This is a genomic window from Streptomyces sp. NPDC088553 (genome assembly GCF_044752965.1).
Lineage (GTDB): Bacteria > Actinomycetota > Actinomycetes > Streptomycetales > Streptomycetaceae > Streptomyces.
Map to the genome: position 1 here is coordinate 1,063,646 of NZ_JBIVMG010000001.1, position 23,677 is coordinate 1,087,322.

At 73.6% G+C, this 23,677-nt stretch carries 21 protein-coding genes and 1 pseudogene; 10 read left to right on the plus strand and 12 right to left on the minus strand.

Annotated elements, in window-relative coordinates:
• Positions 1-43: 43 nt before the first annotated feature.
• The gene (locus ACIP8Z_RS04725) at positions 44-493 is read left to right on the plus strand and encodes an Lrp/AsnC family transcriptional regulator (protein ID WP_402078651.1); all 450 of its coding nucleotides are present in this window, start codon (positions 44-46) and stop codon (positions 491-493) included.
• Here ACIP8Z_RS04725 and ACIP8Z_RS04730 read toward each other — a convergent pair.
• From ACIP8Z_RS04730 to ACIP8Z_RS04745, 4 genes are all read right to left on the minus strand, one after another.
• Entirely contained in the window at positions 483-3,521 is a 3,039-nt protein-coding gene (locus ACIP8Z_RS04730; protein ID WP_402078654.1) for an AAA family ATPase, read from the minus strand. The two genes, ACIP8Z_RS04725 and ACIP8Z_RS04730, sit on opposite strands and share 11 nt — an antisense overlap.
• Complete coding sequence (locus tag ACIP8Z_RS04735; protein ID WP_402078657.1) at positions 3,518-4,696, minus strand: exonuclease SbcCD subunit D; 1,179 nt, start codon at positions 4,694-4,696, stop codon at positions 3,518-3,520. The genes ACIP8Z_RS04730 and ACIP8Z_RS04735 overlap by 4 nt, the downstream gene beginning before the upstream one ends.
• 139 nt (positions 4,697-4,835) lie before the next feature.
• Positions 4,836-5,462, minus strand: coding sequence for a YigZ family protein (locus ACIP8Z_RS04740; protein WP_402078659.1), 627 nt, complete (start codon positions 5,460-5,462; stop codon positions 4,836-4,838).
• A 56-nt stretch (positions 5,463-5,518) separates the two neighbouring features.
• Positions 5,519-6,955: a PucR family transcriptional regulator gene (locus ACIP8Z_RS04745; RefSeq protein ID WP_402078662.1), complete on the minus strand. Its 1,437-nt coding sequence runs from the start codon at positions 6,953-6,955 to the stop codon at positions 5,519-5,521.
• 186 nt (positions 6,956-7,141) lie between these two features.
• Here ACIP8Z_RS04745 and ACIP8Z_RS04750 point away from each other — a divergent pair, with 186 nt between their 5' ends.
• From ACIP8Z_RS04750 to ACIP8Z_RS04765, 4 genes are all read left to right on the plus strand, one after another.
• Positions 7,142-8,629: a long-chain fatty acid--CoA ligase gene (locus ACIP8Z_RS04750; protein ID WP_402078665.1), complete on the plus strand. Its 1,488-nt coding sequence runs from the start codon at positions 7,142-7,144 to the stop codon at positions 8,627-8,629.
• A gap of 67 nt (positions 8,630-8,696) precedes the next feature.
• Positions 8,697-10,190: a carboxylesterase/lipase family protein gene (locus tag ACIP8Z_RS04755; protein WP_402078667.1), complete on the plus strand. Its 1,494-nt coding sequence runs from the start codon at positions 8,697-8,699 to the stop codon at positions 10,188-10,190.
• Positions 10,191-10,269: 79 nt separating this feature from the next.
• Positions 10,270-10,710 carry a CoA-binding protein gene (locus ACIP8Z_RS04760; RefSeq protein ID WP_402078668.1) on the plus strand — a complete coding sequence of 147 codons (441 nt, stop codon included), beginning with the start codon at positions 10,270-10,272 and terminating at the stop codon, positions 10,708-10,710.
• A 1,152-nt stretch (positions 10,711-11,862) separates the two neighbouring features.
• The gene (locus ACIP8Z_RS04765) at positions 11,863-12,075 is read left to right on the plus strand and encodes a hypothetical protein (RefSeq protein WP_402078671.1); all 213 of its coding nucleotides are present in this window, start codon (positions 11,863-11,865) and stop codon (positions 12,073-12,075) included.
• A 192-nt stretch (positions 12,076-12,267) separates the two neighbouring features.
• Here the strand turns inward: ACIP8Z_RS04765 and ACIP8Z_RS04770 are convergent, their stop codons facing one another.
• The 3 genes from ACIP8Z_RS04770 to ACIP8Z_RS04780 all read right to left on the minus strand — a co-directional run bounded on the left by ACIP8Z_RS04770 (position 12,268) and on the right by ACIP8Z_RS04780 (position 14,460).
• Positions 12,268-12,618: a hypothetical protein gene (locus ACIP8Z_RS04770; RefSeq protein WP_402078674.1), complete on the minus strand. Its 351-nt coding sequence runs from the start codon at positions 12,616-12,618 to the stop codon at positions 12,268-12,270.
• A gap of 620 nt (positions 12,619-13,238) precedes the next feature.
• Positions 13,239-13,802, minus strand: coding sequence for a YbaK/EbsC family protein (locus ACIP8Z_RS04775; protein ID WP_402078677.1), 564 nt, complete (start codon positions 13,800-13,802; stop codon positions 13,239-13,241).
• An 85-nt stretch (positions 13,803-13,887) separates the two neighbouring features.
• A complete protein-coding gene (locus tag ACIP8Z_RS04780; RefSeq protein ID WP_319311548.1) occupies positions 13,888-14,460 on the minus strand; it encodes an XRE family transcriptional regulator in 573 nt (190 codons plus the stop codon).
• A gap of 104 nt (positions 14,461-14,564) precedes the next feature.
• On the opposite strand from ACIP8Z_RS04780, the gene ACIP8Z_RS04785 reads away from it, so the two are divergent.
• Positions 14,565-15,428, plus strand: coding sequence for a DMT family transporter (locus ACIP8Z_RS04785; protein ID WP_319311546.1), 864 nt, complete (start codon positions 14,565-14,567; stop codon positions 15,426-15,428).
• On the opposite strand, the gene ACIP8Z_RS04790 is transcribed toward ACIP8Z_RS04785, so the two are convergent.
• Positions 15,425-16,207 (minus strand): acyltransferase, encoded by a 783-nt coding sequence (locus ACIP8Z_RS04790; RefSeq protein ID WP_402078680.1) that lies wholly within the window; start codon positions 16,205-16,207, stop codon positions 15,425-15,427. The two genes, ACIP8Z_RS04785 and ACIP8Z_RS04790, sit on opposite strands and share 4 nt — an antisense overlap.
• Before the next feature lie 131 nt (positions 16,208-16,338).
• Between ACIP8Z_RS04790 and ACIP8Z_RS04795 the strand changes: the two genes are divergently transcribed.
• Positions 16,339-16,866 (plus strand): gamma carbonic anhydrase family protein, encoded by a 528-nt coding sequence (locus ACIP8Z_RS04795; RefSeq protein WP_319311542.1) that lies wholly within the window; start codon positions 16,339-16,341, stop codon positions 16,864-16,866.
• Between the two features lie 116 nt (positions 16,867-16,982).
• On the opposite strand, the gene ACIP8Z_RS04800 is transcribed toward ACIP8Z_RS04795, so the two are convergent.
• Both ACIP8Z_RS04800 and ACIP8Z_RS04805 read right to left on the minus strand, forming a co-directional pair.
• Positions 16,983-17,636, minus strand: coding sequence for a DedA family protein (locus tag ACIP8Z_RS04800; RefSeq protein WP_402078684.1), 654 nt, complete (start codon positions 17,634-17,636; stop codon positions 16,983-16,985).
• Between the two features lie 194 nt (positions 17,637-17,830).
• Complete coding sequence (locus ACIP8Z_RS04805; protein ID WP_319313064.1) at positions 17,831-18,268, minus strand: DUF4442 domain-containing protein; 438 nt, start codon at positions 18,266-18,268, stop codon at positions 17,831-17,833.
• A gap of 120 nt (positions 18,269-18,388) precedes the next feature.
• On the opposite strand from ACIP8Z_RS04805, the gene ACIP8Z_RS04810 reads away from it, so the two are divergent.
• Both ACIP8Z_RS04810 and ACIP8Z_RS04815 read left to right on the plus strand, forming a co-directional pair.
• Positions 18,389-19,528, plus strand: coding sequence for a hypothetical protein (locus tag ACIP8Z_RS04810; RefSeq protein WP_402078687.1), 1,140 nt, complete (start codon positions 18,389-18,391; stop codon positions 19,526-19,528).
• A 275-nt stretch (positions 19,529-19,803) separates the two neighbouring features.
• Positions 19,804-21,183: an MFS transporter gene (locus ACIP8Z_RS04815; RefSeq protein WP_402078689.1), complete on the plus strand. Its 1,380-nt coding sequence runs from the start codon at positions 19,804-19,806 to the stop codon at positions 21,181-21,183.
• Here the strand turns inward: ACIP8Z_RS04815 and ACIP8Z_RS04820 are convergent.
• Positions 21,145-21,994, minus strand: a pseudogene (locus ACIP8Z_RS04820) (spermidine synthase). The gene ACIP8Z_RS04815 and the pseudogene ACIP8Z_RS04820 overlap by 39 nt on opposite strands.
• A gap of 34 nt (positions 21,995-22,028) precedes the next feature.
• The gene (locus ACIP8Z_RS04825; RefSeq protein ID WP_402078692.1) at positions 22,029-22,754 is read right to left on the minus strand and encodes a DNA alkylation repair protein; all 726 of its coding nucleotides are present in this window, start codon (positions 22,752-22,754) and stop codon (positions 22,029-22,031) included.
• 115 nt (positions 22,755-22,869) lie between these two features.
• Between ACIP8Z_RS04825 and ACIP8Z_RS04830 the strand changes: the two genes are divergently transcribed.
• Positions 22,870-23,631, plus strand: a complete 762-nt coding sequence (locus ACIP8Z_RS04830) for a TVP38/TMEM64 family protein (RefSeq protein ID WP_402078694.1) — start codon at positions 22,870-22,872, stop codon at positions 23,629-23,631.
• The last annotated feature ends 46 nt before the right edge of the window (positions 23,632-23,677 follow it).

Below are 23,677 nucleotides of genomic sequence, written 5' to 3' on the forward strand. Positions count from 1 at the left end.
CGATCGCTTGATCGACCGGGGAATCCCCTGCTATCTCTCGTACATGACCTCCGAGTACACCCCCGACGCCACCGACTGGCGCATTCTCGAAGCCCTCCAGTCCGAGGGCCGCGCCAGTTTCGCCGACCTCGCCCGTACGGTGTCGATGTCGCCGTCCGCGGTGACCGAGCGGGTGCGGCGCCTGGAGGAGGCCGGGGTGATCTCCGGGTACACGGCGATCGTCGACCAGGACCGGCTCGGACTGCCGATCCTGGCGTTCGTACGGCTCCGCTACCCGCACGGCAACTACAAACCGTTCCACGATCTGCTCGGCACCACGCCGGAGATCCTGGAGGCGCACCACGTCACCGGCGACGACTGCTTCGTCCTCAAGGTCGCCGCCCGGTCCATGCGGCACCTGGAGGAGATCTCCGGGAAGATCGCCACGCTCGGCTCGGTGACCACCAGCGTGGTCTACTCCTCGCCGCTGCCGAGGCGTTCGCTCAGCCGCTGAGCGCGTCCCCGCCGGTGCGCAGCCGTACGGCCGAGCCGTGCCGCGCCTTGACGACCTCCAGTTGGGCCGGGATCCGGCGGCGCAGATCGCCGACGTGGCTGACGATGCCGACGCTGCGGTCGCGCTCGCGCAGCGAGTCGAGGACGTCGAGGACCTCGTCGAGGGTCTGCTCGTCGAGGCTGCCGAAGCCCTCGTCGATGAAGAGGGTGTCGAGCCGTACGCCGCCCGCCTCGTCCGTGACGACGTCCGCGAGACCGAGGGCGAGCGCGAGAGAGGCGAAGAAGGTCTCGCCGCCGGAGAGCGTGGCGGTGTCGCGCTCGTTGCCGGTCCAGGCGTCGACGACGTGCAGGCCGAGGCCGGCCCGCTTGCCGCCGGAGCGCGCGTCGGAGTGGACCAGGGTGTAGCGGCCGGAGGACATCCGCTGGAGCCGGGCGGTCGCGGCGGCCGCGACCTGTTCGAGGCGGGCGGCCAGGACGTACGACTCCAGGCGCATCCGACGCTCGTTCTCGGTCGACGTGCCGGCGGTGAGGGCGGCGAGGCGGGCCACCCGGTCGTACTCCTCGCGGAGCGGCCCGAGGCGGCGGACCTCGGCGAGGGCCTGCCGGGAGAGGCCGGCCAGGTCGCCGGCGCGTTCGCGGGCGGAGGCCAGGGCCGAGTCGGCCTCGCGGAGGGCGCGTTCGGCCGCGGTGTGGGCGGCGGCCGCCGCGGCGGGGTCGGCCGGCGGAAGCGCGGCGGCGGCCGCGGTGCCGGGCTCGGCGAGCCGGTCCGCGACGGCGGCGGCCTCGGCCTGCCAGGCGTCCACGCGCTGCTGGTGGTCGCGGCGCTCGCCCTCGCGCAGGAGCGCGGCGGCGGCCTCGGCCGGGGTGGTGAAGCCCGCGCGGTAGGCGGCGTCGGCGAGGCGGTCGTCGGCCTCCTTGAGGCGCTGGGCGGTGAGTTCGGCGGCCCGTACCGTGGCGGTGGCGTCGACGAGGAGGGCGATCCGCCGCTCCAGGCGGGTGGCGTGTTCGGCCACGGTGGCGAACGCGCCGCGTCCCCGGGTGAGTTCCTCGTCGAGGGCGAGCTGTTCGCGGTCCAGGGCCTCGCGCCGCGAGGTCCGCGCGGCGACCCGCCGCTCGGCATCCCGCTGGGCGGCGACCCGCCCCTCGTACTCGCGCTCGGCCCGCGCGAGCGTCTCCCGTGCGCTGTGGGTCTGTCCGGCGAGCGCGTGTGCCTCGGCGTGGAGTCGGGTCAACTCCTCTACCTCGTCGGCGAGTTCGCCGACAGTGGGCTCGGGCGAACCGGCCGGGGCGCCCGCCTGGACCTCGGCGCGGGCCGTGGACCAGGACTCGTGGGTGACGGCGAGCGCCCGCTCGGCGGTCGTGCGGGTCTCCTCGGCTCCGGTGTAGGCGGCGTACGCGGCGTCCTCGGTGGCGCGGTCGACGTGACCGGCGGTGGTGCGGGCGGGGGCCGGGTGGGCGGTGGAGCCGCATACCTGGCAGGGGTCGCCCGGGGCGAGGGTGACCGCGAGTTCGGCGGCGATGCCCTCCAGGCGGCGGGACTTGACGTCGAGCCAGGTCTCATGGGCGGCGTTCCGGCGCTCCCGGGCGTCCGCGAGTCGCGCCTCGGCCGCCCGGGTTTCCTCGGCGAGGGCGTCACGGCGGCGGGCCGCGTCGCGGCGGCGGCGGGCGGGTTCGAGGCGGCCGGCGAGGTGCTCGGCACGGGCGGCGGCGTCGCGGGCGGCCTCGACGTGCTCGCTGAGCGCGGCGCGGCGCGACTCCCAGCCGGCGAGCCAGTCGGCGGTGTCACGGAGGACGTCGTCGTCGGCGCGTGCCTCCCGCGCGAGCGCGGCGCGTTCGTCGGCGATCGCGGCGGCGCGGCGCTCGGCACGGCGGGCGGCCTCCAGGCCGCCGAGCTCCTCGCGCAGCCGGTGCTCGAGGGTGGAGAGGTGCTCGGCCCCGGCGTCGGCGAGGTCGGCGGGCAGCTGGGCGCGGGAACGCGCGAGGGCGGCGTGCGCGGTGGTGTGATCGCGCTCGGCGTCCTGGCGCAGGCCGAGCGCGGGGGCCACCCGGTCCGCCTTCAGGCTGCGGTCGAGGGCGGCCTGGAGGCGGTCCCGCTCGGGAGCGTGCGCGGTGAGCCGCTCCTGGCGGAGCAGCGCGTCGGCGTGCCGGGCCTGGCGGGCGGCCAGGTCGTTCTCGGCGTCGAGCGCGGCGCGCGCCGCACCCTGCCGGGCCTCGGCCGCGTCGAGCCGTACGCGCGCGATGTCGAGTGCCTCGCGGGCCTCCGTACGGGCGACGGCTGCCCAGGTGAGGACGGCCTCGGCGACGCCGGGGTCGCCGGGCCGGCCGTCGACGGCGGTACGGGCGACGGCGAGGCCCCCGGCGGCCTGGCCCATCCGGTGGGCGAGGGCGAGCAGCCGCTCGTCGCCCTCCTCGACCTGCTGCTGTGCGGCGCGCCGCAGTTCGGCGAGGCGCTCCTCCACGGCGGCGAAGCGGCGGGTGTCGAAGAGCCGGCCGAGGAGCTTGCCGCGGGCCTCGGCGTCGGCGCGCAGGAAGCGGGCGAAGTCGCCCTGCGGGAGGAGCACGACCTGGCAGAACTGCTCGCGGCTCATGCCGACGAGCTGGGTGATCTCCTCCCCTATCTCCTGGTGGGAGCGGCTGAGGCCGTTCCACGCGCGCGTGGCGGGGTCGTACTCGCGCAGCCAGGTCTGGGCCTTCTCGGTGGTGAGGCCGCCGCCGCGCTTCTTGGGGCGCTGCTGGGCAGGGCGCCGGGTGATCTCCAGGCGCCGCTCCCCCACGGTCAGTTCGAGGACGACCTCGGTGGAGGTGCCGACGGGGGCGTGGTCGCTGCGCAGCGTCGCGCCGGGGGTCTGCCGGACGCCGGGCACGCTCCCGTAGAGGGCGAAGCAGACGGCGTCGAGGACGGAGGTCTTGCCGGCGCCGGTCGGTCCGTGGAGGAGGAAGAGCCCGGCGGCGGAGAGGGCGTCGAAGTCGACGGTCTGCGTGCCGCCGAAGGGGCCGAACGCGGTGATCTCCAGACGGTGCAGCCTCACCGGCCCACCTCGCGCTCGGCCGTGTCGACCCGTACGTCGTCGAAGGCGCCGTAGAGGACCGTCCGCTCGGCGCCGTCGAGGGCCGAGCCGCCGCGCACATGGGCCACGAAGTCCTCCGCGATCTGCTGGTCGGTGCGGTCCCTGAGCCGCTGGGCGTAGGAGGCGCCGGGGTCGTCGCCCGTCCGCTCCGGGTCGAAGACCAGGTTCAGGGTGTGCGGGAAGCGGGCGGTGAGCCGGGCCATCGGCTCGGCGGGGCGCACCGGGTCGGTGAGCGTGGCCTCGACCCAGGACTGCTCGTGGCGCGCGTGCGCGGGGTCGGCGAGGAGGTCGTCGAGCCGTCCCCGGAGCCGGGCGAGGGGGCGCGGGACGGGGCAGTCGAGCCGCTCGGCGCCGGTGATCGCCCCGTCGGGGCCGCCCGGGCCCAGGTCGACGAGCCACATGGTCTTGCGGTGGTCGGCCTCGGAGAAGGAGTACGCGAGGGGGGAACCGGAGTAGCGGACGCGCGGGGTGACGGTCTGGCTGCCGTGGAGGTGGCCGAGGGCGACGTAGTCGACGCCGTCGAAGATCCCGGTGGGGACGGCCGCGACGCCGCCGACGGTGATGTCCCGCTCGCTGTCGCTGGGCGCGCCGCCCGCGACGAAGGCGTGGGCGAGGACGACGGAACGGGTGCCGGCGGGTCGGCCGGCGAGGTCGGCGCGGACCCGGTCCATGGCGGCGGCGAGGACGGCCTCGTGCCCGGCCTTCTCGGCGCCGAGCCGTTCCCGGACGAGGGCCGGTTCGAGGTAGGGCAGGCCGTAGAGGGCGACGTCGCCGTGGGCGTCGGTGAGGACGACGGGGGTGCCGATGCCGGCCGGGTCGGTACGGAGATGGATACCGGCGCGCTCCATGAGTCCGGCGCCGACGCCGAGACGGCGGGCCGAGTCGTGGTTGCCGGAGATCATCACCGTGGGCACGCCGGCCTCGGCGAGACGGTGCAGCGCGGCGTCGAAGAGCTCGACGGCGGGCAGCGGGGGCACGGCCCGGTCGTAGACGTCACCGGCGACGAGGACGGCGTCGACCTCGTGCGCGTGGACGGTGGCCACGAGGTGGTCGAGGAAGGCGGCCTGGGCGTCGAGGAGGCCGACGCGGTGGAAGGACCGGCCGAGATGCCAGTCCGAGGTGTGCAGGAGCCTCACGATGCCGTCCCACCCCGCATGTGCGCCGCTCCTCGCCGCTGGTTCCCGTACGTGTGCGCCCACCACGCTATCCCGCCGGGGGGTGTGGTCGGGGCCGTACGGACTCCGCCGTCAGAGGGCGGCGATCGGGCCCCGACCGTCACGCGTCCCCGTACGCCTCGCCGCCCGGTTCGAAGGAGGCCGTGCCCGCCGTGGCGTCCGCGAGCCAGGCGCGGAAGGCGGGGACGTCCGAGTCCGGGAGGCCGATCTCGATGGTGACGGCGTCGGTGTAGCGCACATCACGGACGGCGCGCCCGGTCGCCCGCAGGTCGTTCTCCAGTCTGCCCGCGCGCTGGTGGTCGACGGTGACGGTGGCGAGCCGGAAGCGCTGCCGGGTCACCGTGCCGAGTGCGTCGAGGGCCTCGCCGACCACCCCGCCGTACGCGCGGATGAGACCGCCCGCGCCGAGCTTCACACCGCCGTAGTAGCGGGTGACGACGGCGACGACGTACCGCATCTCGCGGCGCAGGAGCATCTGCAGCATCGGGACACCGGCCGTGCCGCCGGGCTCGCCGTCGTCGCTCGCCTTCTGGACGGAGGCGTCGGCGCCGAGGACGTACGCGAAGCAGTTGTGGCTGGCGGTCGGGTGCTCCTTGCGGATGCGCGCGATGAACTCCTGCGCCTCCCGCTCGTCGGCGACGGGCGCGAGCGCGCAGAGGAAGCGCGAGCGGTTGATCTCGGACTCGTGCACACCCTCGCGGGCCAACGTGACGTACTGCTCCTGCATCCGGCCAGCCTACGTTCCGTGGCCGCCGCCCCACTCCGGCGGTCGCGCCGGCCCCGCTACATGGACTCCGGCTCGCGCTCCCCGGCGGCCGGTTCGGGCGGGGTCGCGAGGCCGGCGTACGGCAGGGCGCGCAGGGCGAGGGCCCAGCCGAGCCGGGCCTCGCCCGACTCGCTGGAGCGGCCGGTGAGCTCGGAGATGCGGCCGATGCGGTTGAGGACGGTGTTGCGGTGGCAATAGAGCTGGTCGGCGGCCCGCGAGGCCGAGCAGCCGTGGTCGAGCCAGGCGCGCAGGGTGGTGAGGAGCGCGGCCCGCTCGCCGCCGGTGGCGAGCACCGGGCCGAGGTGGACGGTGACGATCCGCTCGGCGATGTCGGTGCGCCCGCTGAGGAGCACCTGGGCGAGCCGGTCGTCGAAGACGCCGACCTCGCCGCTGCCGGCGGGAAGGGTGCGGAGGGTCTGCTCGGCGAGCCGCAGCGCCCGCCCCGCCTGGGAGAGGCGGTCGAACTCCGGCGAGACCCCGGCGGTCGCCCCGGTCCGCTCGCGCAGGGCCGCGAGGAGCGCGCGCGTGGCCGGGTCGGTGCCGCCGAGCGGCGCGGCCGCCGCGGGCCGCCCGGCGGGCGCGTCGCGCCGGGGCAGCCGGACGATCCCGGCGTACCGGCCGGAGCGGGGCCGCCAGTACGACCACATGCCCTGGGCCTCGAGGACCGGCGAGGGGTGCGGCGGCGCGGCCGGGTCCTGGGCGGCGACCACGACGACGTACCGGTCGACCGGGGGGACGCCGAGCGCGGCCGCGGCGGCGGAGGCGACGGCCGGATCGTCGGCGCGCCCGTCGAGCAGCGCCTCGAAGAGGGCGACGCGCCGGGTGTCCTGGCGGCTCTGGAGTTCCAGCTGGGCGATCCGGTACGCGTCGGCCATCGCGACCGAGTAGCGGTCGATGGTCTCCCAGACGCCGCTCGCCATGTCGAGCTCGACGTCCCGGCTGTCGGAGTCCCGGCCGGCCCGGATCCGGAGGTGCTCGGCCATGACCTGCCACAGGACCCGGCCGCCGCGCCGGTAGGCCTGGAGCACGGTGTCGAGCGGTACGCCCTGTTCGGCGCGGCGGCGGCCGGTCTCGCGGGCCGCCCACTCGAAGTCGCCGCCGGTCGCGGCGAGCCCGCCGAAGTCCTCCAGGGCGCGCAGGAGGTTGTCGCGGCAGATCTCCCAGAGGTCCTCGCGGGTGACGGGCGTCCCGGAGGCGTACGTACCGGAGTGGGCGCGGATGTCGTCGACGGCGCGGTCGGTGAGCCGGTCGATGTCGGCGAGCATCGCCGTGGCGAGCGCGCGGCGCAGCGCGCCGGAACCACCGGAGCCGCTCAGCGGCGTGTGGAACCCACCGGGGCGGGCACCGGAGCCCGTCGCGGGTGCGCCGGGGCCGCCCGCTCGCCCCGGCGTGGTGCGGCTTCCGCCGGGGCGCGGTCCCGGGGGCTCTCCGGGTGCGGCCGAGCTGTGCGTCATGGCTGGCACCGTAGCGCCGGGATTTGGCGAATGCCACGGGTCGGGCGGTACGGCGGGGCCGCTGCCCAGCTCGGCGGGCCACATGGTGGGCACCTGCACATGGCGCCCGGACGGGGTCGCGGCGGATTCTGTGCCGTGTCACCGATCGTCAACAGAGCTGTTGACTCCGCGTATCTGGAGCGTGCCATGTCACTGAGCGTCGCCGGCGTCCTCGGCGAGTCCGCCCGCCACTTCCCCGACCGGATCGCGGTCGTGGAGGGCGCGACCCGGCTCACCTACGGCGAGCTGTGGACGGAGGCGCTGCGCTGCGCCGCCGGGCTGCGCGAGGCCGGGGTGAAGCCGGGCGACCGGCTGGCGGTCCTGCTGCCGAACACGATCGAGTTCCTGCGGGTGTACTACGGCGCGCTCGCCGCCGGCGCGACGGTCGTCCCGGTGCACGCGCTGCTCGTCGCCGAGGAGGTTCGGTACGTCCTGGAGCACAGCGGCGCGGTGGGCATCGTCAGCGGCGGGCCGCTGTGGGCGGTCGCCGACGAGGCGGCGCGCGCGGCCGGGGTACGCGCTTTCCAGGGGGCGCCCTCGACGGCGCGGCCTGCGGACGCCGCCGAGCCGGCGGAGCCCTCGGACACCGCGGTGATCCTCTACACGAGCGGCACGACGGGCCGCCCGAAGGGGGCCCTGCTCACCCATCTCAACATCGTCATGAACGCCTCGGTGACCTCGCAGGACCTGCTGGGGCTCGGCGCGGGCGACGTGGTCCTCGGCTGTCTGCCGCTCTTCCACAGCTACGGCCAGACCTGCGCGATGAACGGGACGCTGCGGCAGGGCGCGACGCTCGTGCTGATGCCCCGGTTCAGCGGTCCGGCCGCCCTGCGGGTGCTGGTCGACGAGGACGTGACGGTCTTCATGGGCGTACCGACGATGTACCACGCCCTGGTGGAGGCGGCGGCCGGCTCCGACGCACGGCCGGAGTCCCTGCGCGCCGCCGTGTCGGGCGGCGCCGCGCTGCCGGTCGCCGTCCTGGAACGCTTCGAGGAGACCTTCGGTACGCAGGTCCTCGAGGGGTACGGCCTGACGGAGACCTCGCCGGTCGCGACCTTCAACCAGCCGCACATCGGCCGCCGGCCCGGCACGGTCGGGCACCCGGTCTGGGGCGTGGAGGTGGGCGTCGCGGACGCGGCCGTGGAAGGAGAGATCCTGCTGCTCGCGGACGGCGGGGTCGGGGAGGTCGTGGTGCGCGGGCACAACGTCTTCGCCGGCTACCTCGACGACCCGGAGGCGACCGCGGCGGCGGTCGTGGACGGCTGGTTCCGCACGGGCGACCTGGGCGTACGGGACGAGGACGGCTTCCTGCGGATCGTGGACCGGAAGAAGGACCTGGTCATCCGCGGCGGCTTCAACATCTACCCGCGCGAGGTCGAGGAGGTGCTCGTACGCCACCCCTCGGTCTCGGAGGTCGCGGTGATCGGCGTCCCCGACGACGCGAAGGGCGAGGAGGTCTGCGCGGTGGTGGTGCGCCGCGCGGGTGCCGCCCCGCTCTCCGAGGACGAGCTGGTCGACTGGTCGCGGGAGCGGCTCGGCCGCCACAAGTACCCCCGGATCGTGCGGTTCGTCGAGGAACTCCCGCTCGGCCCGACCGGCAAGGTCCTCAAGAGGGCTCTGGTGTCGGGGGGTTGACCGCGGGCCAGGCTCTGCCCGCATGATCGGGACGGTGCGTCACCGTCGACGGAGGAAAGGTGAATCGATGTCGGAGTACATCGCGGAACACGTCCAGGACGGCCCGGGGGTCCGCACGAGGAACGGCGTTCTGCGCGGCGCTCTGAAGGACGGCGTGGCGTCCTTCCTCGGGGTCCCCTACGCGCAGGCCCCCGTCGGGGCGCTGCGGTTCCGCGCGCCGGAGCCGGCGGAGGCCTGGGACGGGGTACGGGAGGCCACCGCCTTCGGGCCGACGGCACGCAAGCGCCCGTACGCCCCGCCGCTCGACGCCCTGCTCCCCGACCCCGAGGTGGCGGGCGACGACTGCCTCAACCTCAACGTCTGGGCGCCCTGGCCGGCTTCCCAGGAGGGCCCCGACGAGGGCGGGCGCCCCGTCATGGTCTGGATCCACGGCGGGTCGCTGAAACACGGCTCCTCGGCGGTCCCCGTCTACGACGGCACCGCGTTCGCCCGGGACGGCGTGGTCCTCGTCTCCCTCAACTACCGGCTCGGCATCGAGGGTTTCGGCGTCTTCCCCGACGCGCCGACCAACCTCGGCCTGCGCGACCAGATCGCCGCACTGACCTGGGTACGGGAGAACATCGCGGCCTTCGGCGGAGACCCCGACCGGGTCACCGTCTTCGGCGAGTCCGCGGGGGCGATCTCGATCGCCGCCCTGATGGCCTCGCCTCTCGCGAAGGGCCTGTTCCGGCGGGCCGTGATGCAGAGCGGGGCGCCGAGCGCCCGGTCGCTCGACGTCGCACGGAGGACCACGGAGGCGATGGCCGCACGGCTCAAGGTGCCGGCGACGGCGGAGGCGTTCGCCCGGGTGGACCCGGAGCGGCTGCTCGCGGCGCAGACCGCGGTGACGGGCAAGGGCAATCCGGTGCTCAGCGGCCACGCCTTCCACATCGCCGTGGACGGCGACGTCCTGCCGGACCATCCGGGGGACCTGCTCGTCGACGGCGCCTCGGCGGACGTGGAGCTGCTGATGGGCACGAACACGGACGAGTACCGGCTGTGGTTCGTGCCGGGCGGACACACCGAGAAGGTGGGGTCCTTGGGGCAGCGGCTCCTGCTCCGGAAGGGGCGGATATCGCCGGATGTGGCGAGGGTGTACCGCGCGGGCCGGCCGCAGGAGAAGCCGGGCGAGGTCCTGGGCGCGCTCGCGGCGGACAAGCTGCTGTGGATGCCGCTGAACATGTTCGCGGACGCCCGGCTGAACATCGGCGGGGCCTCCGCGACCTACATGTACGAGTTCGGCTGGCCCTCCCCCGTCCTCGACCTCCGCGCCTGTCACGCGCTGGAACTCGGCTTCGTCTTCGACACGCTCGACCTGCCGGAGACCCGCGCCCTGACGGGCCCGGACGCGCCCCGCCACCTGGCGGCGGCGATGCACGCGGCCTGGGTGTCCTTCGCCGCGACGGGCGACCCGGGCTGGCGCCGGTGGGATCCGGCCCGCCCGGTGATGACCTTCGGCCCCGGCCTCCCGTCCCTGGTCGAGGCCCCGCGTGAGGCCGAACGGCGCGCCTGGGGCGGCTGAGGCCGAGGACGGGAATGATGGCCGGTGGCGGCCGGTTGACGAGGAAGACGGGCCACACCGAAGAGAGGCAGCGAGCGCGATGAGCGTCGAGACCACGTCCGCCGACCCGGCCGGCTACTCCGCGGAGGAGACCGTGCGGAGGATCCTCACGTCCACCGGCGACACGTGGGCGGTGGTCGGCCTGTCCACGAACACGCGGCGGGCCGCCTACGGCGTGGCGGCCGTCCTGCAGCGCTTCGGGAAGCGGGTCGTCCCGGTCCACCCGAAGGCGGAGACCGTGCACGGCGAGCAGGGGTACGCGTCCCTCGCCGACATCCCGTTCCCGGTCGACGTCGTCGATGTCTTCGTCAACAGCGAGCAGGCGGGCCGGATCGCCGACGAGGCGGTGGCGGCCGGTGCGAAGGCGGTCTGGTTCCAGCTGGGCGTCATCGACGAGTCCGCCTTCGCCCGTACGCGCGCGGCGGGCCTGGACATGGTGATGGACCGCTGCCCTGCGATCGAGATCAATTCCCTGGGTTAGCAACGCAAGAAGCCCCGACCGTCCTTCACGGGGGAAGAGGACGACCGGGGCAGTCAGGGGTGACGTCGGCCCGACGTCGCACGGGCGGGACACACGGCCGACCTCTATCGACATGCGTCCCGCCCGCTCTCCGTGCAGGGGTCTCGCGAGGACCGCCCACACGGGTCTGGCTCCGCCTCCCCATCCCCGGACGGTCCCCGCAGATGAGGCCAGCCGTCAGCGGCTCGGGGCGCGGGCGCACTCCGTAGTCCGCGGACAGCACGACAGGCGGTTCCTGAGTGGTCGGGTTCGTCATGACTCCACCTTCGGCACGGGAGTGGTGAAGATGCGCACCTGAGCCATTTCGTCGCTCGTGGGCTGATCGTCGCCCTGACGGGACGCGGCTCGCTGTGCTGCCTGCCCTCCAGCCGCGGCGCAACCGGAATGACATCTGCGCCGGCGCTGCCGACGATGTCCAGGTCTGCCATCAGAACCCCACCAACGGGCCGATTTCGGCAGGCTCCTGACGCGCGTCAAGCGCATCTCTCAGCTTCCCCATACCGACCCACGCAAGGAACGTGTCCTCCGTGACCGGCGCGCCGGCAAGCGTCCGCTCCAGCCACACAAAGTCAGCTATATGGGTTCCGACCTGCGGCGATGTCACACTTTCCAGGGCCGTCGACGCAGGATCCTTGATCGTCGAGCGAGCGCGATCCACCGTGTCCGACCCGCGCAAGGGCCCCTGACGGGCGCCTCAGCGGGCTCTACGGGGCTCCTGCGGACGCCATGGCGGCATCTCCCAGACCCGTACAGAAAGGGAGGATCAGCACCTGTACGGTCTTGGGGTCCGGCGGTCCGAGTACACCCCCCTGGCCAGCCAAGCGGCCGGCTCCAACCCAGCTCAGCGCGACGGTGTCTCGACTACACCTGCGAACGCCGTTTGCTTGTGGTGTAGTTGACGATGCTGTACATTCCTAGACGCGTGTATCGGCTGGAAACCTACGCACGCGCCTGACCCTTCCCGAATCCGAAAAGGACGAACTGATCGTATTTGGCCTCGCCGTCACGGCGTGGGCCCAGGAGCTGTCTTGTCGGCTCCTAGCTGGAGAACGCACCGACAGGTGAGGTGTGTCTCCATGCAATACGCGTCAGTGACACTCGGGAGGAAACAGCGTGACGTCCAGCGGCACCACCACTATCTGCGCGCACCCGGTTCGCGACATCATCATCGTGATGCTCGTCGGTGTGGTGGCGGGCCTTCTGTCTTTTATCGTCGTCACCGAACTTGGTGGCACTGCTCTTGATGGCCTCACCAGGGCCGGAACCGCGTGCCTCGCGGTTGCTGGTGCGGGTCTCATCGTGCTCCAGTACCTCAAGCGCACCTAACGTCTTCGCGAGGGGCGACCCAGTCGGGTTGCCCCTCCGTCCAGACCCGCCCTGTCGGCATGTCCGGGACGGGTAGGTCGCAGCCTGCCAGGGGAAGCACGATCGGGCCTGACGCCGATGACCGTGCCTGCCCCCGGTAGTCGCGACTGTGGACGCGGGTGGGGGCGCGTCGTCGTCCGGGGGCAACCATCGTCACCCCTGCCCGATGCTCACGGCGTGCGCCGTCGGCATCGTGTGGAACGCGTCGATCGCACAGTCCTCGGTGAACTCGGGGGCGTGCTTCAGCGCGAGTCGCTCCGCCTCCCACGACATACCGTCCGCGTAAGCGGTCGCCGCCTGCGCACCAATGTCGGATGGCCATCGGCCGGTAGCCACGAACGACTGAACCGCCTCGTCGATGACTCGGTCTCGTGCCCGCGTCGGCTCCTCCCCCGCACCGTGGCGCGAGAGCCGGCGCTTGGCGGACTCGTGAAGGTCGGCGGTGCGCTCGATCTCCGGGACGGCCGCCAGCGCTGCCGCCAACTCCGGGTTGGTTACTGCCACGTTCGGTTACCTCTCGTCGGATGAAACGACTGAGCCCCCACCGGTCGGCAGGGGCTCAGGAAGGGGTCTGTGTGGGCGCCTAAGCGGCGTTCCACCGGGGTGAGTCGCGGAGCGCATCTCCGCGCGCTCGATGCGCGCCTGACGCTTGCGTTCCAGGACGTCGGCTGACGTGCGTGCGTACCTCTCGCGCTCGATGGCGGCGCAGCACTCCCGGCACCGGGCACGCAGGCCTTGGAAGCCCAGCGCGTCACGGCCGAAGTAGCGCGCGTCTCGTGGTAGCAGGCGCCCGCACCACGTGCACGGGCGATCGTCCGACTGCGGAGTGGGCACGTCGGCCATGGCTGATCCCGTCCTGACTTCCTCGCGTCCCAGCGAATTCCGGAGAAATGAGAGAAGCACCGTCCGGTGGACAGCGCTCGAAAGTTCGCCCCCCCGCGACGGAGCGAGCCGGCACTCACGGAGGAGAGTCGCGGCCGCCCGGCTGCTCTACGTCGCAGGGGGCGGGAGCGCCGCCGAGAGGTAGGCGGCGGCGCAGCACGTGGGGGGAGCCAGGGCCGTGCCAGTCGCCCGCGATCGAGATCCCGCGCCTGGGCTGAGGTCCTCGGGGCCCTTCGGGGGCCTCAGCCGACGGGGGCGCCGAGGCCCTCCAGGACGACGGCGCCCGGGAGCTGGGCGAAGGCCTTCCCGGGCAGGATGAGCTTGCCGCGTCTGCGGCCGCTGCCGACCAGCACCCACTCGGTGTCCACCACGGCGGCGTCCACGAGGAGGGGCCAGTCGGCCGGGAGGCCGATGGGGGTGATGCCGCCGTACTCCATGCCGGTCTCGCCCGTCGCGGTGTCCATGGGCGCGAACGAGGCCTTGCGGGCGCCGAGATGCTTGCGTACGACCCCGTTGACGTCGACCCGCGTCGCCGACTTCACGACGCACGCGGCCAGGGTGGTCGTCTCGCCGCGCTTCCCCGCGACGACGACGCAGTTCGCGGACTCGTCGAGCAGCGCGGGCCCGTAGTGCTCGACGAAGACCGCGGTGTCGGCGATGGCCGGGTCGGTGTCCACGTACAGCAGCTGATCGGCCGGTACGGGCCCGGTCCAGGCCCGGACGGCGGCGACGACGGGGCCGGTCAGCAGGTCCAGGCAGTCGGGGGCGGGCCGGGCGTCGTCGAAAGTTCCGATGGGTGCGCGCATACGCCTCACGCTAACAACGACCGCCCGGGGCCCGGCCGCCCGTCTCGGCGGTCGGGCGGCCGGCCGTACGCACGCCTCGGGCGGCTCAGCGTACGGGCGGGATGGAGACGGCCATCGTCATCTCGGCGGGCTCGTCGCCGTCGTTGCGGTACTCGTGCCCGGTGTTGGCCTCGAAGACGGCGGAGGTGCCGGCCGGCAGGCGGTGCTCCTCGCCGTCGACCACCAGGGTGAGGACTCCCGCGGTCACGTTGAGGAGTTCGACCGTCCCGTCGGGGTGCGGGTCGGAGGCGCTTCCGTCGCCCGGCATGAGGGTCCAGGACCACAGCTCCAGCGGGCCGCGGGCCTCGGTGCCGACGAGCAGGGTGGTGTGGCTGCCGGTGGAGGTGGACCACATGCGGACGGCCTGGTCCGGCGGGACGATCCGGACCTGGGGGCCCTGCTCGTAGTCGAGCAGCGTCGTGATGGAGACGCCGAGCGCGTCGGCGAGCTTCACGGTGGTGCCGACGCTGGGGTTGGTCCGGGCCTGTTCGATCTGGATGATCATGCCGCGGCTGACGCCCGACCGTGCGGCGAGGGCGTCCAGGGTGAGTCCCCGCTCCTTGCGCCAGCGCTTCAGGTTCCGGGCGAGCGACTGCGTGAGCTGATCGAGGTCCGACACATTCCGTCCAATATTTTGGATGACAGAGTTCAATAGACTGAACTACGGTGGGGTGCACCCGATGGTTCACTGCACTGTACTGCCGTCCGAGACTGCGAGGACTCATGACCGCCCTGTTCGCCCTGGCCACCAGCCTTCTGTGGGGCCTCGCCGACTTCGGCGGCGGGCTCCTGACGCGCCGGATCCCCGCCCTCACGGTCGTCGTGGTCTCCCAGCTCCTCGCGGTCGTCGTCCTCGGCACCGTCGTCCTCACGACCGGCGCGTGGACCGAGGCGGGACCGCAGCTCTGGTACGCGGTCGGGGCGGGCGTCGTCGGCCCCGCCGCCATGCTCGCCTTCTACAAGGCGCTCGCGCTCGGCCCGATGGGCGTCGTCTCGCCGCTCGGTTCGCTCGGGGTCGTCGTCCCCGTCTCGGTCGGCCTGCTCGTCGGCGACCGGCCGGGGCTCGTCCAGTTCGCCGGGATCGGCGTGGCGGTCCTCGGCGTGGTCCTCGCCGGCGGACCGGAGCTCCGCGGGGCACCCGTGCAGCGCCAGGCGGTCCTGCTCACCCTGGTCGCGGCCTTCGGCTTCGGCTCGGTGATGGCGCTGATCGCCGAGGCCTCCACGACGGTCACCGGACTCTTCCTGGCCCTCTTCGTCCAGCGCGTCACCAACGTCCTGGTGGGCGGCGGAGCCCTCTACGCCTCGGTGAGGCGCGGCGGCAGGGCCCTGCCCGAGGGCGGCCCGCAGGTGATCCGCGCGGCCCTCCCGGCCCTGGCGTTCGTCGGTCTCGCCGACGTCGCCGCGAACGGTACGTACGCGATCGCCGCCCAGCAGGGCCCGGTCACGGTCGCCGCCGTCCTCGCCAGCCTCTACCCGGTGGTCACGGCCCTCGCGGCCTACGGCGTCCTCAAGGAACGTCTCCGCGCGATCCAGGCGGCGGGCGCGGGCCTCGCCCTGGTGGGCACGGTGCTGCTCGCGACGGGCTAGACGGACCGGGCCGACACGCCGGGCGGGCCGTCCTGGCGCGCCTGCTCGACCTCCCAGGCCGCGAGCGCCGCGAGCTGTTCGGAGGTCACGTGGTCGGGGATCGGGACCGGGGCCGGGGTCCGCAGCGGGGGCTGCCAGCCCTGCTCCTTGTCCCAGCTGCGGACGACCTTGGCCGGGGCGCCCGCGACCACCGAGTGGTCGGGCACCTCGCCGCGTACCACGGCGCCCGCGGCGACGACCACGTTCCGGCCGAGGCGGGCGCCGGGCAGGATCACGGAGCCCGTGCCGAGCCAGCAGCCGGGGCCGATCGTGACGGGCTCCGAGCGCGGCCACTGACGGCCGACGGGCTCGTCCGGATCGTCGTAACTGTGGTTGGTCGAGGTGATGTAGACGTACGGACCGCAGTACGTGTCCGAGCCGATGGTCACCTTCGCGTCGGCGATCACGTGGCTGCCCCGGCCGAGGACGACGCCGTCGCCGAGCGTCAGCACCGTCTCCGTCCCGAGGTCCAGGCCCGGCAGCATCCCGGCCGTCAGCGTGACCTGTTCGGCGACGATGCAGCACTCGCCGATCTCGATCCACCGCTCGCCGAAGACCGTGCCCTGCGGGAAGGCGAGCCGGGTGCCCGCGCCGATCCGGCGGAAACGCAGCTTCCCGGGGTGCTCGGCCGTGACCGACCCGGTCTCCTGCACCCAGCGCCAGCCGCCCTGCACGGCGCGGTTGAGCATCCGGCGCCGCCAGGCGGCGAGGGACGAGAACGTGTTTCTGTTCCTGGGCACCCGGACACCGTAGTCGGCGGCGTCGTACCTGATCACCGCCGTGCGCTGTGATGTCCGTCATGGGCACGGCATAGGCTGCCGGCGGGGGCACCCCCGGGCGTGACATGACGGCTGACGATCAGGAGCGAACCATGACAGAGGCGTTGATCAAGGGTGTGGGCGGCAAGGAGCCGCGGATCGACCCGACCGCCTTCACCGCCCCGACCTCCGTGGTGCTCGGCGAGGTGACGCTCGGCGCCCGTGCCAGCATCTGGTACCACGCGGTGCTGCGCGCGGACTGCGGCCCCATCGCGATCGGCGAGGACTCCAACATCCAGGACAACTGCACGGTCCATGTCGACCCCGGCTTCCCCGTCTCGATCGGTGACCGCGTGACCGTCGGCCACAACGCGACCGTGCACGGCTGCGTCATCGAGGACGACGTGCTCGTCGGCATGGGCGCGACCGTCCTCAACGGTGCGCGGATCGGCGCCGGCTCACTGATCGCCGCGCAGGCGCTCGTCCCGCAGGGGATGGAGATCCCGCCGGGCTCGCTGGTCGCGGGCGTGCCCGCGAAGGTCCGCCGTCCGCTGACCGAGGAGGAGCAGGCGGGCATCCGGCTGAACGCCGAGATGTATCTGCACCTCGCCAAGGGCCACGCGGAGGCCTTCGGAGCGTGAGCCGTACGACGTCCGCCAGGTGAGGGCGCGAGCCGTGCGACGTCCGGTACGTGAGGGAGGGCGGTACCCGTCGACGGGTACCGCCCTCCCTCACGTACGTCCTGGTGGGTCCGGCCTCAGTCGGCGACCGCGACCGGTGCCGGCTCCGGGGTCTCGGCCTGCTCCGCCGCCGCCTTCTTGGCACGGTTCTTGATGATCAGCATCGAGGCGACGCCGATCAGCACGGCGAGGACGAGTCCCAGCCACGAGAAGCGCTTGAGCCAGGCCTCCGCGACGATGCCGACCGAGTAGATGACGGCCGTCGTGCCGCCGGCCCACAGGATGCCGCCGAAGACGTTGGCGATCAGGAACTTCCAGTACGGCATGTGCAGGACGCCCGCGAGCGGCCCAGCGAAGATGCGGAGCAGGGCGATGAAGCGGCCGAAGAAGACCGCCCACATGCCCCACTTCTGGAAGGAGCGCTCGGCCAGCCCGATGTTGGCCTCGCTGAAGTGCTTGGGGAACTTCTTCCCCAGCCAGGCGAGCAGCGGCCGTCCGCCCTTGCGGCCGATCGCGTAGCCGATCGAGTCACCGATGATCGCGCCGGCGGTGGCGCAGGCGCCGAGGACGTACGGGTTGATGTCGCCGTGCTGCGAGGCGAGCAGCGCCGAACTCACGAGCACGATCTCGCCGGGCAGCGGGATGCCCAGGCTCTCCAGCCCGATCACCACGCCGACGAGGACGTAGACCGCGATCGCGGGGATCGTCTCCAGCCACTCCTGGACGTGCAACGCGGCTTCCTCCCGTTTCGACTGCCCTGCCGCGCCCGGCCCCTGGTCGGGGGTCCCTGGCGCCGGCGTGCACCGCGGCGGGCACGCCGGGGCAGCCTACCCGGTCGGGCCGGACGGCCCGTGCCGTCGGCCGCCGGGAACGCGGCCGCCCCCGCACCCCGGAGGGGGTACGGGGGCGGTCACGGCGTCCCTGGTCAGGCGTTCGGGCGCAGGGTCCAGACGACGGTCATCTCGCCGGTCACGGCACCGTCCTCGCGGGTGATCTCGATCTTCACCGGGAACTCCGGCCGCTGCCCGGCGTCGAGGTCGGCGACGACCTCGGCGGCCGGGCGGCCGAGGGTGGCGGTGGCCGTGACGACGCCCATCGCGAGCTTCTTGTAGCCGATCTCGGCCTTGACGGCGAGCGGTACGGCGCGGCTCAGCTGGTCGCCGAACGCGGCGAGCACGATGGCGCCACTGGCGGACTCGGCGAGCGTGAACATCGCTCCGGCGTGCGGGCCGCCGACGTGGTTGTGGTAGGCGGGCTGGTCCGGCAGGCGCACGACGGCGCGCTCGGCGGTGGTCTCCAGGAACTCCAGATTCAGGGTTCCGGCCATGGGCACCGTGGCGGCGAGCATCTCGCCGACGGTCATCTGGTCTGCGCTCATGGGCGTGATGTTACCCACGAGTAGCAGCCTTGGCCATCCCCCACGCGCGCGCTGTGCGGGGGCGGGCGTGGTCGGGGCGCCTCCGCACCTCTATGGTTACTGGCCATGTGGCCAGGACAGCAGCCGCCCGGGGGCGAGCAGAACCCGCAGGACCAGAATCAGAACCCCTACCAGCAGTCGGGGTACCAGCAGCCGAACCCGTATCAGCAGCCGCCTGCCCAGCCCGGGTATCCGCAGCCGCCGACACAGCCCGGCCATCCGCAGCAGCCGCCCGCGCCGCCCGGCTACCCGCAGCAGGGGTACGGACAGCAGCCGGGTTACGGCCAGCCGAACCCGTACCAGCAGCCGACCGTTCCGCAGCAGTACGCGGTGCCGGGGCCGGCGCAGCCCGGCGGGCCCGACGGCGGGAAGAAGAAGACGACGCTCGTGGCGATCGTCGCCGCGACCGCCGTGGTCGTCGCGGCCGGTGTCACCGGTTTCCTCGTCCTCGGCAAGGACGACGACAAGAAGACGACCGCCGACGACCAGAAGCCGAACCCGACGGCCTCCGCGCCCGTGGACCCGTCCGCCGACCCGTCGACGGTCCCCTCCACGGAGCCGAGCGACAGCCCGTCAGGGATCGACAACCCGCGTGACGGCGCGGCCCAGCAGCCGACGATCCCCGGCTGGAAGGTCGTCTACAACCCGAAGTACGGCACCCTCTTCGACGTACCGCCGGAGTGGGAGGTGCTGAAGGTGGGCATGATCACCTACTTCGACGACGAGAAGAAGAACGACGGCAGCCCGCTCGTCACCATGTCGTCGCCGGCGCGCTTCAAGAGCGAGTGGTGCACCTACGACACGGACAAGAACGGCACCATGGAGACCTGGGGCCTGAGCACCGCAGGCACCAAGGGCGGCCAGGGCGCCAAGAACACCGCGGACGCCGCGCGCAGCGAAGCCGGCACGTGGGTGTGGGGCGGATACGCCCAGCACATGCCGCAGAGCACCATCAAGATCACCAAGCCGGTGCCGTACAAGACGAAGTCCGGTCTCACCGGCCACATGGCGACGGCGACCGCGCCGGGCGTCAAGAAGCGCAACAAGTGCGAGACGGACGGCAAGTCGATCGCCTTCACCTTCAAGAACGCCAAGGGCGACTTCTCGACCTGGGTGCTCTACGGGGCCGACGGCGTCAAGGACGAGCTGCCGGACGCCACCATCCAGCAGATCCTGTCGACGGTCCGGCTCGCGCCGGCGTCCTGACCTGACGGCCTTCGAAGGTCCGGCCCCGGCACGTGGTCCGTCCACGCGCCGGGGCCGACCCGTCCGCACCGCCGTCCGGGCCCCGCGCCGCCGTCTCCGGACGGCCGTCCGTGCCCGCACCGCCGTCTCCGCGGCCCCGTCCGGGCGCCGCGCCGCCGTCTCCGCAGCCCCGTCCGGGCGCCGCGCCGCCGTCTTCGGACCGCCGTCCGGCCCTCAGGGCGCCCCGTCCGGATATCGGGTTGGCATACGGGCGGCCCGCCAGGGATAGTCCCGGGGTGAACAGTCCCGCCGCCCCCCACCGCGCCCCCCTCGGCTCGCGCCGCCCCGAATGGGCCGGGCGCAACTACGTCCTCCTGACCGCCGCCACCATCGTGACCAACCTCGGCACGCACGGCGCGCTGATCGCCACGACCTGGGCGGTGTTCGAGACCGGGGGCGACGCCGGCGACGTGGGACTCGTGGCGATGGCACGGTTCCTGCCGCTCGTCCTCTTCCTGCTGATCGGCGGCGCGGTCGCCGACCGGGTGCCCCGGCACCGGGTGATGGTCGCCGCCAACGTCCTCAACTGCGTCTCGCAGGCCGTCTTCGCCGCCCTCGTGCTCGCGGGGACGGCCCAGATCTGGCAGATGATGGTGCTCACCGCGCTCTGCGGCACCGGCCAGGCCTTCTTCAACCCGGCGGCCGAGGGCATGCTGATGTCCAGCGTCACCGGGGAGCAGGCGAGCCGTGCCTTCGCCGTCTACCGGATGGCCATGCACGGCGCGTCCATCGGCGGCGCGGCGCTCGGCGGCGCGCTCGTCGCGTTCGTCGGGCCCGGCTGGGTCCTCCTGGTCGACGCCGTCGCCTTCGCGGTCGCGGGCGGGCTGCGCGCGTTCCTGGACGTGAGCGGCATCCCCGAACGCGCCCCCGGCGGCGGTCTCTTCGCCGATCTGCGGGAGGGCTGGCACGAGTTCATCGGCCGGCCCTGGCTGTGGTCGATCGTCGCCCAGTTCTCCGTCGTTGTCGGGCTCATCGGCGCGGTCGAGTCGGTGTACGGGCCGCTGGTGGCCAAGGCCGAGCTGGGCGGCGCGCGCCCCTGGGGCATCGCGCTCGCCGCGTACGGCGTGGGGACGCTCGCGGGCGCCGTCCTGATGGCCCGCTGGAAGCCCCGCCGGCTGCTGTTCGTCGGCACGCTCTGCGTCTTCCCGATCGCGCTGCCGTCGGCGGCGCTCGCCGTGCCGCTCGACGCGGTGGGGCTCACGGCGGCGATGTTCGTCAGCGGTGTGGCCATCGAGGTCTTCGGCGTCTCGTGGATGACGACGATGCACCAGGAGATCCCCGAGGAGAAGCTGTCCCGGGTGTCGGCCTACGACTGGTTCGGCTCGACGGCCCTGCTGCCGCTGACGACGGCGCTCGCGGGCCCGGCGGAGAGCTCGTTCGGCCGGAGCACGGCGCTGTGGGGCGCCGCGGGGCTGATGGTGCTGGTCACCGCGCTCGTCCTGCTGGTGCCGGACGTACGGAATCTGACCCGGCGTCCGCACACGAAGGAGCCGGTCGGCACGGCGACGCCGGCCGTGGGCTCCGGCTCCGCCCCCGCTCCGACGGCGGCGGGGCCGATCCCCGACCCGGCCGCCGCCTCAGCCGATACCGAAGGCGCCCTCGGGCGGAACGGGTGACGGGACGGCCCCGGCGTCGAGGACCGGTGCCGCGGCGCCGGTGAACCGGTCGAGCGTGTCCCCGTGCTCCACGCGCGCGGGGAAGGCATCCGCCGCGGCCCGGCGGGCGAGGTGGGCGGTGTCGATCTCCCGGCCGGAGGCCACCAGGACCGCGTTCCCGAAGCGGCGGCCGCGCAGCACGGCCGGTTCGGCGACCAGCGCGAGCTCCGGGAAGACGGCCGCGAAGGTGGCGAGCTGCGAGCGGAGGAAGGCGAAGGGCGCCCCGTCGGCCAGGTTGGCGGCGTAGAGCCCGTCGGGCCGCAGGACGCGCCGGACCTCGCGCGCGTACTCCACGGACGTGAGGTGGGCGGGCACGCGGGAGCCGCCGAAGACATCGCCGACGACGAGGTCGGCCGAGGCGTCGGGGGCCTCCTCCAGCCAGCGCCGGGCGTCCGCACCGTGCACGGTGAGTGATCCCGGATCCCTCGGGCAGCGGCAGGTGTTCGGCGACGAGCGCGAGCAGCCCCCGGTCGGCCTCGACCACGTCCTGGCGCGAGCCGGGCCGGCTGACGGCCACGTAGCGCGGCAGGGAGAGCGCCCCGCCGCCGAGGTGCAGGACGTCCAGGGGTTCGCCGTCGTCGGCGGCGCCGTCGACGACATGGGCGAGCCGGCGCGCGTACTCGAACTCCAGGTACGCCGGGTCGTCGAGGTCGACGTACGACTGGGGTGCGCCGTCGACCGTGAGGAGCCAGGCCCGCTCCCGGTCCACATCGGGCATGAGGCGCGCGGTGCCCTGGTCGACCTCACGGATGACGGGAATCTGCTCGTTCACGCTCTCATTGTGCCGGGGGTTGCCGGGGGGACCGTCAGAGGTGCTTGAGGGCCTCGCGTACGGAGAGGGGCGAGAGACGGGTGCCGTGCGCCGCGACGAAGGCGCGGACCTCGGCCGGGGCCGTCTTGCCGTACTCCCGCAGGCTCCACCCGATGGCCTTGCGGAGGAAGAAGTCGGTGTCGGAGGCGCGGCGCAGACAGTGGGCGAAGAGCCGGTCCGCGTCGGTGGCGTCCTTGAACCGCAGCTGGTGCAGGATCGCCGTCCGGGCCACCCACAGGTCCTCGTCCTCGATCCACTCGTCCATGCGGGCGCCGAGGGCGGGATCGGCCGCGACCAGACCGCCGACGACATGGGCGGCGAGGTGGTCGACCGTGTCCCACCAGGAGTCGGTGGTGACGAGCCGGCGGGCGACGGGCAGGAATCCGGACGAGCAGCGCTTCACATGGCGGCGCAGATAGTCGACGGCGAAGTAGTGGTACTCGCGCTCGGGGAGCGCGAAACAGCGCAGGGCGACGGCGGCGCAGTCCTGCTCGTCCGGGCGCGGGGTGCCGGCGAGGACGGTACGGGAGAGATCCCGGCGCTCGGGGGTGCGCAGCCCGAGGAAGGGGGCGACGCCCTTCATGTACGCGACCATCTCCTGCGCCCGGAAGGGGTTCCCCGCGGCCGGGTAGACGCTGGTGAGCCGGTCGAGAAGGGTGTCGGCGAGGGCGCTGTCGGGGATGCCGGCGGGGCCGCCGACCGTCGGCGCGGTCTCGGTCATGGGGCCCTCCGTGTCGTGGGTCGTCAGCTGCCGGCCCGAGGTCATGGGCCGGTGGCCGGGCGGGACATGACGCACATTACGGCGATCATACGAACGCGTCCGCTACTCTCCCCGAATGCTCGCTCCCGTGCCCCGGCCGCCGGGCTCCCTCGCCCTCCGCTGCTCCCGGGCCCTGCTCGCGCCCCGCGCACGGCTCTCGATGCTCGCCCTGCTGCTGCTCACCGCTGCGGCCCTCGTCGTGCTGTACGAGCCGCAGCGGCTGCTCTCCTCCGGCTGGCCCGGGCAGACGGACGGCACGGGCGCGGTGATGCTCTTCGGTCTGGCGTACGGCGTGTGCACGGCGGCGTTCGTCCCGCGTCCGGTGCTCAATCTGGCGGCGGGCGCGCTCTTCGGCTCGGCCTACGGTCTGACGGCGGCGATCGCGGGGACGGTGCTGGGCGCCGGGATCTCCTTCACCCTCGGCCGCTTCCTGGGGCAGGAGGCGCTGCGGCCGATGCTGCGGGGCCGCTGGCTGACGGCGGCGGACGGGCAGCTCAGCCGGCACGGGTTCCGGTCGATGCTGGCGATCCGGCTGTTCCCGGGGGTGCCGTTCGCGGCGGCCAACTACTGCGCCGCCGTCTCCAGGATGGGGTACGTGCCGTTCCTGGTGGCGACCGCGCTCGGCTCGGTGCCCAACACGGCGGCGTACGTCGTCGCGGGGGCGCAGGCGGGGGAGCCGGGCTCCCCGGCCTTCCTCATCTCGGCGGGCTTCATCGCCCTGTCCGCCGTGGCGGCCGCCGTGGTCGCCTGGCGCAAGCGGCACCACTTGCGGGCCCCGGCTCCGGCCGTGGCGCGGGAGCCGGAGCAGACGCCCGAGACGGTGGGCGGCCCCCGCTAGACGGGCGTCCGGACGGCGGGGGGAGGAGGCGCGGCGGGGGCCCAGA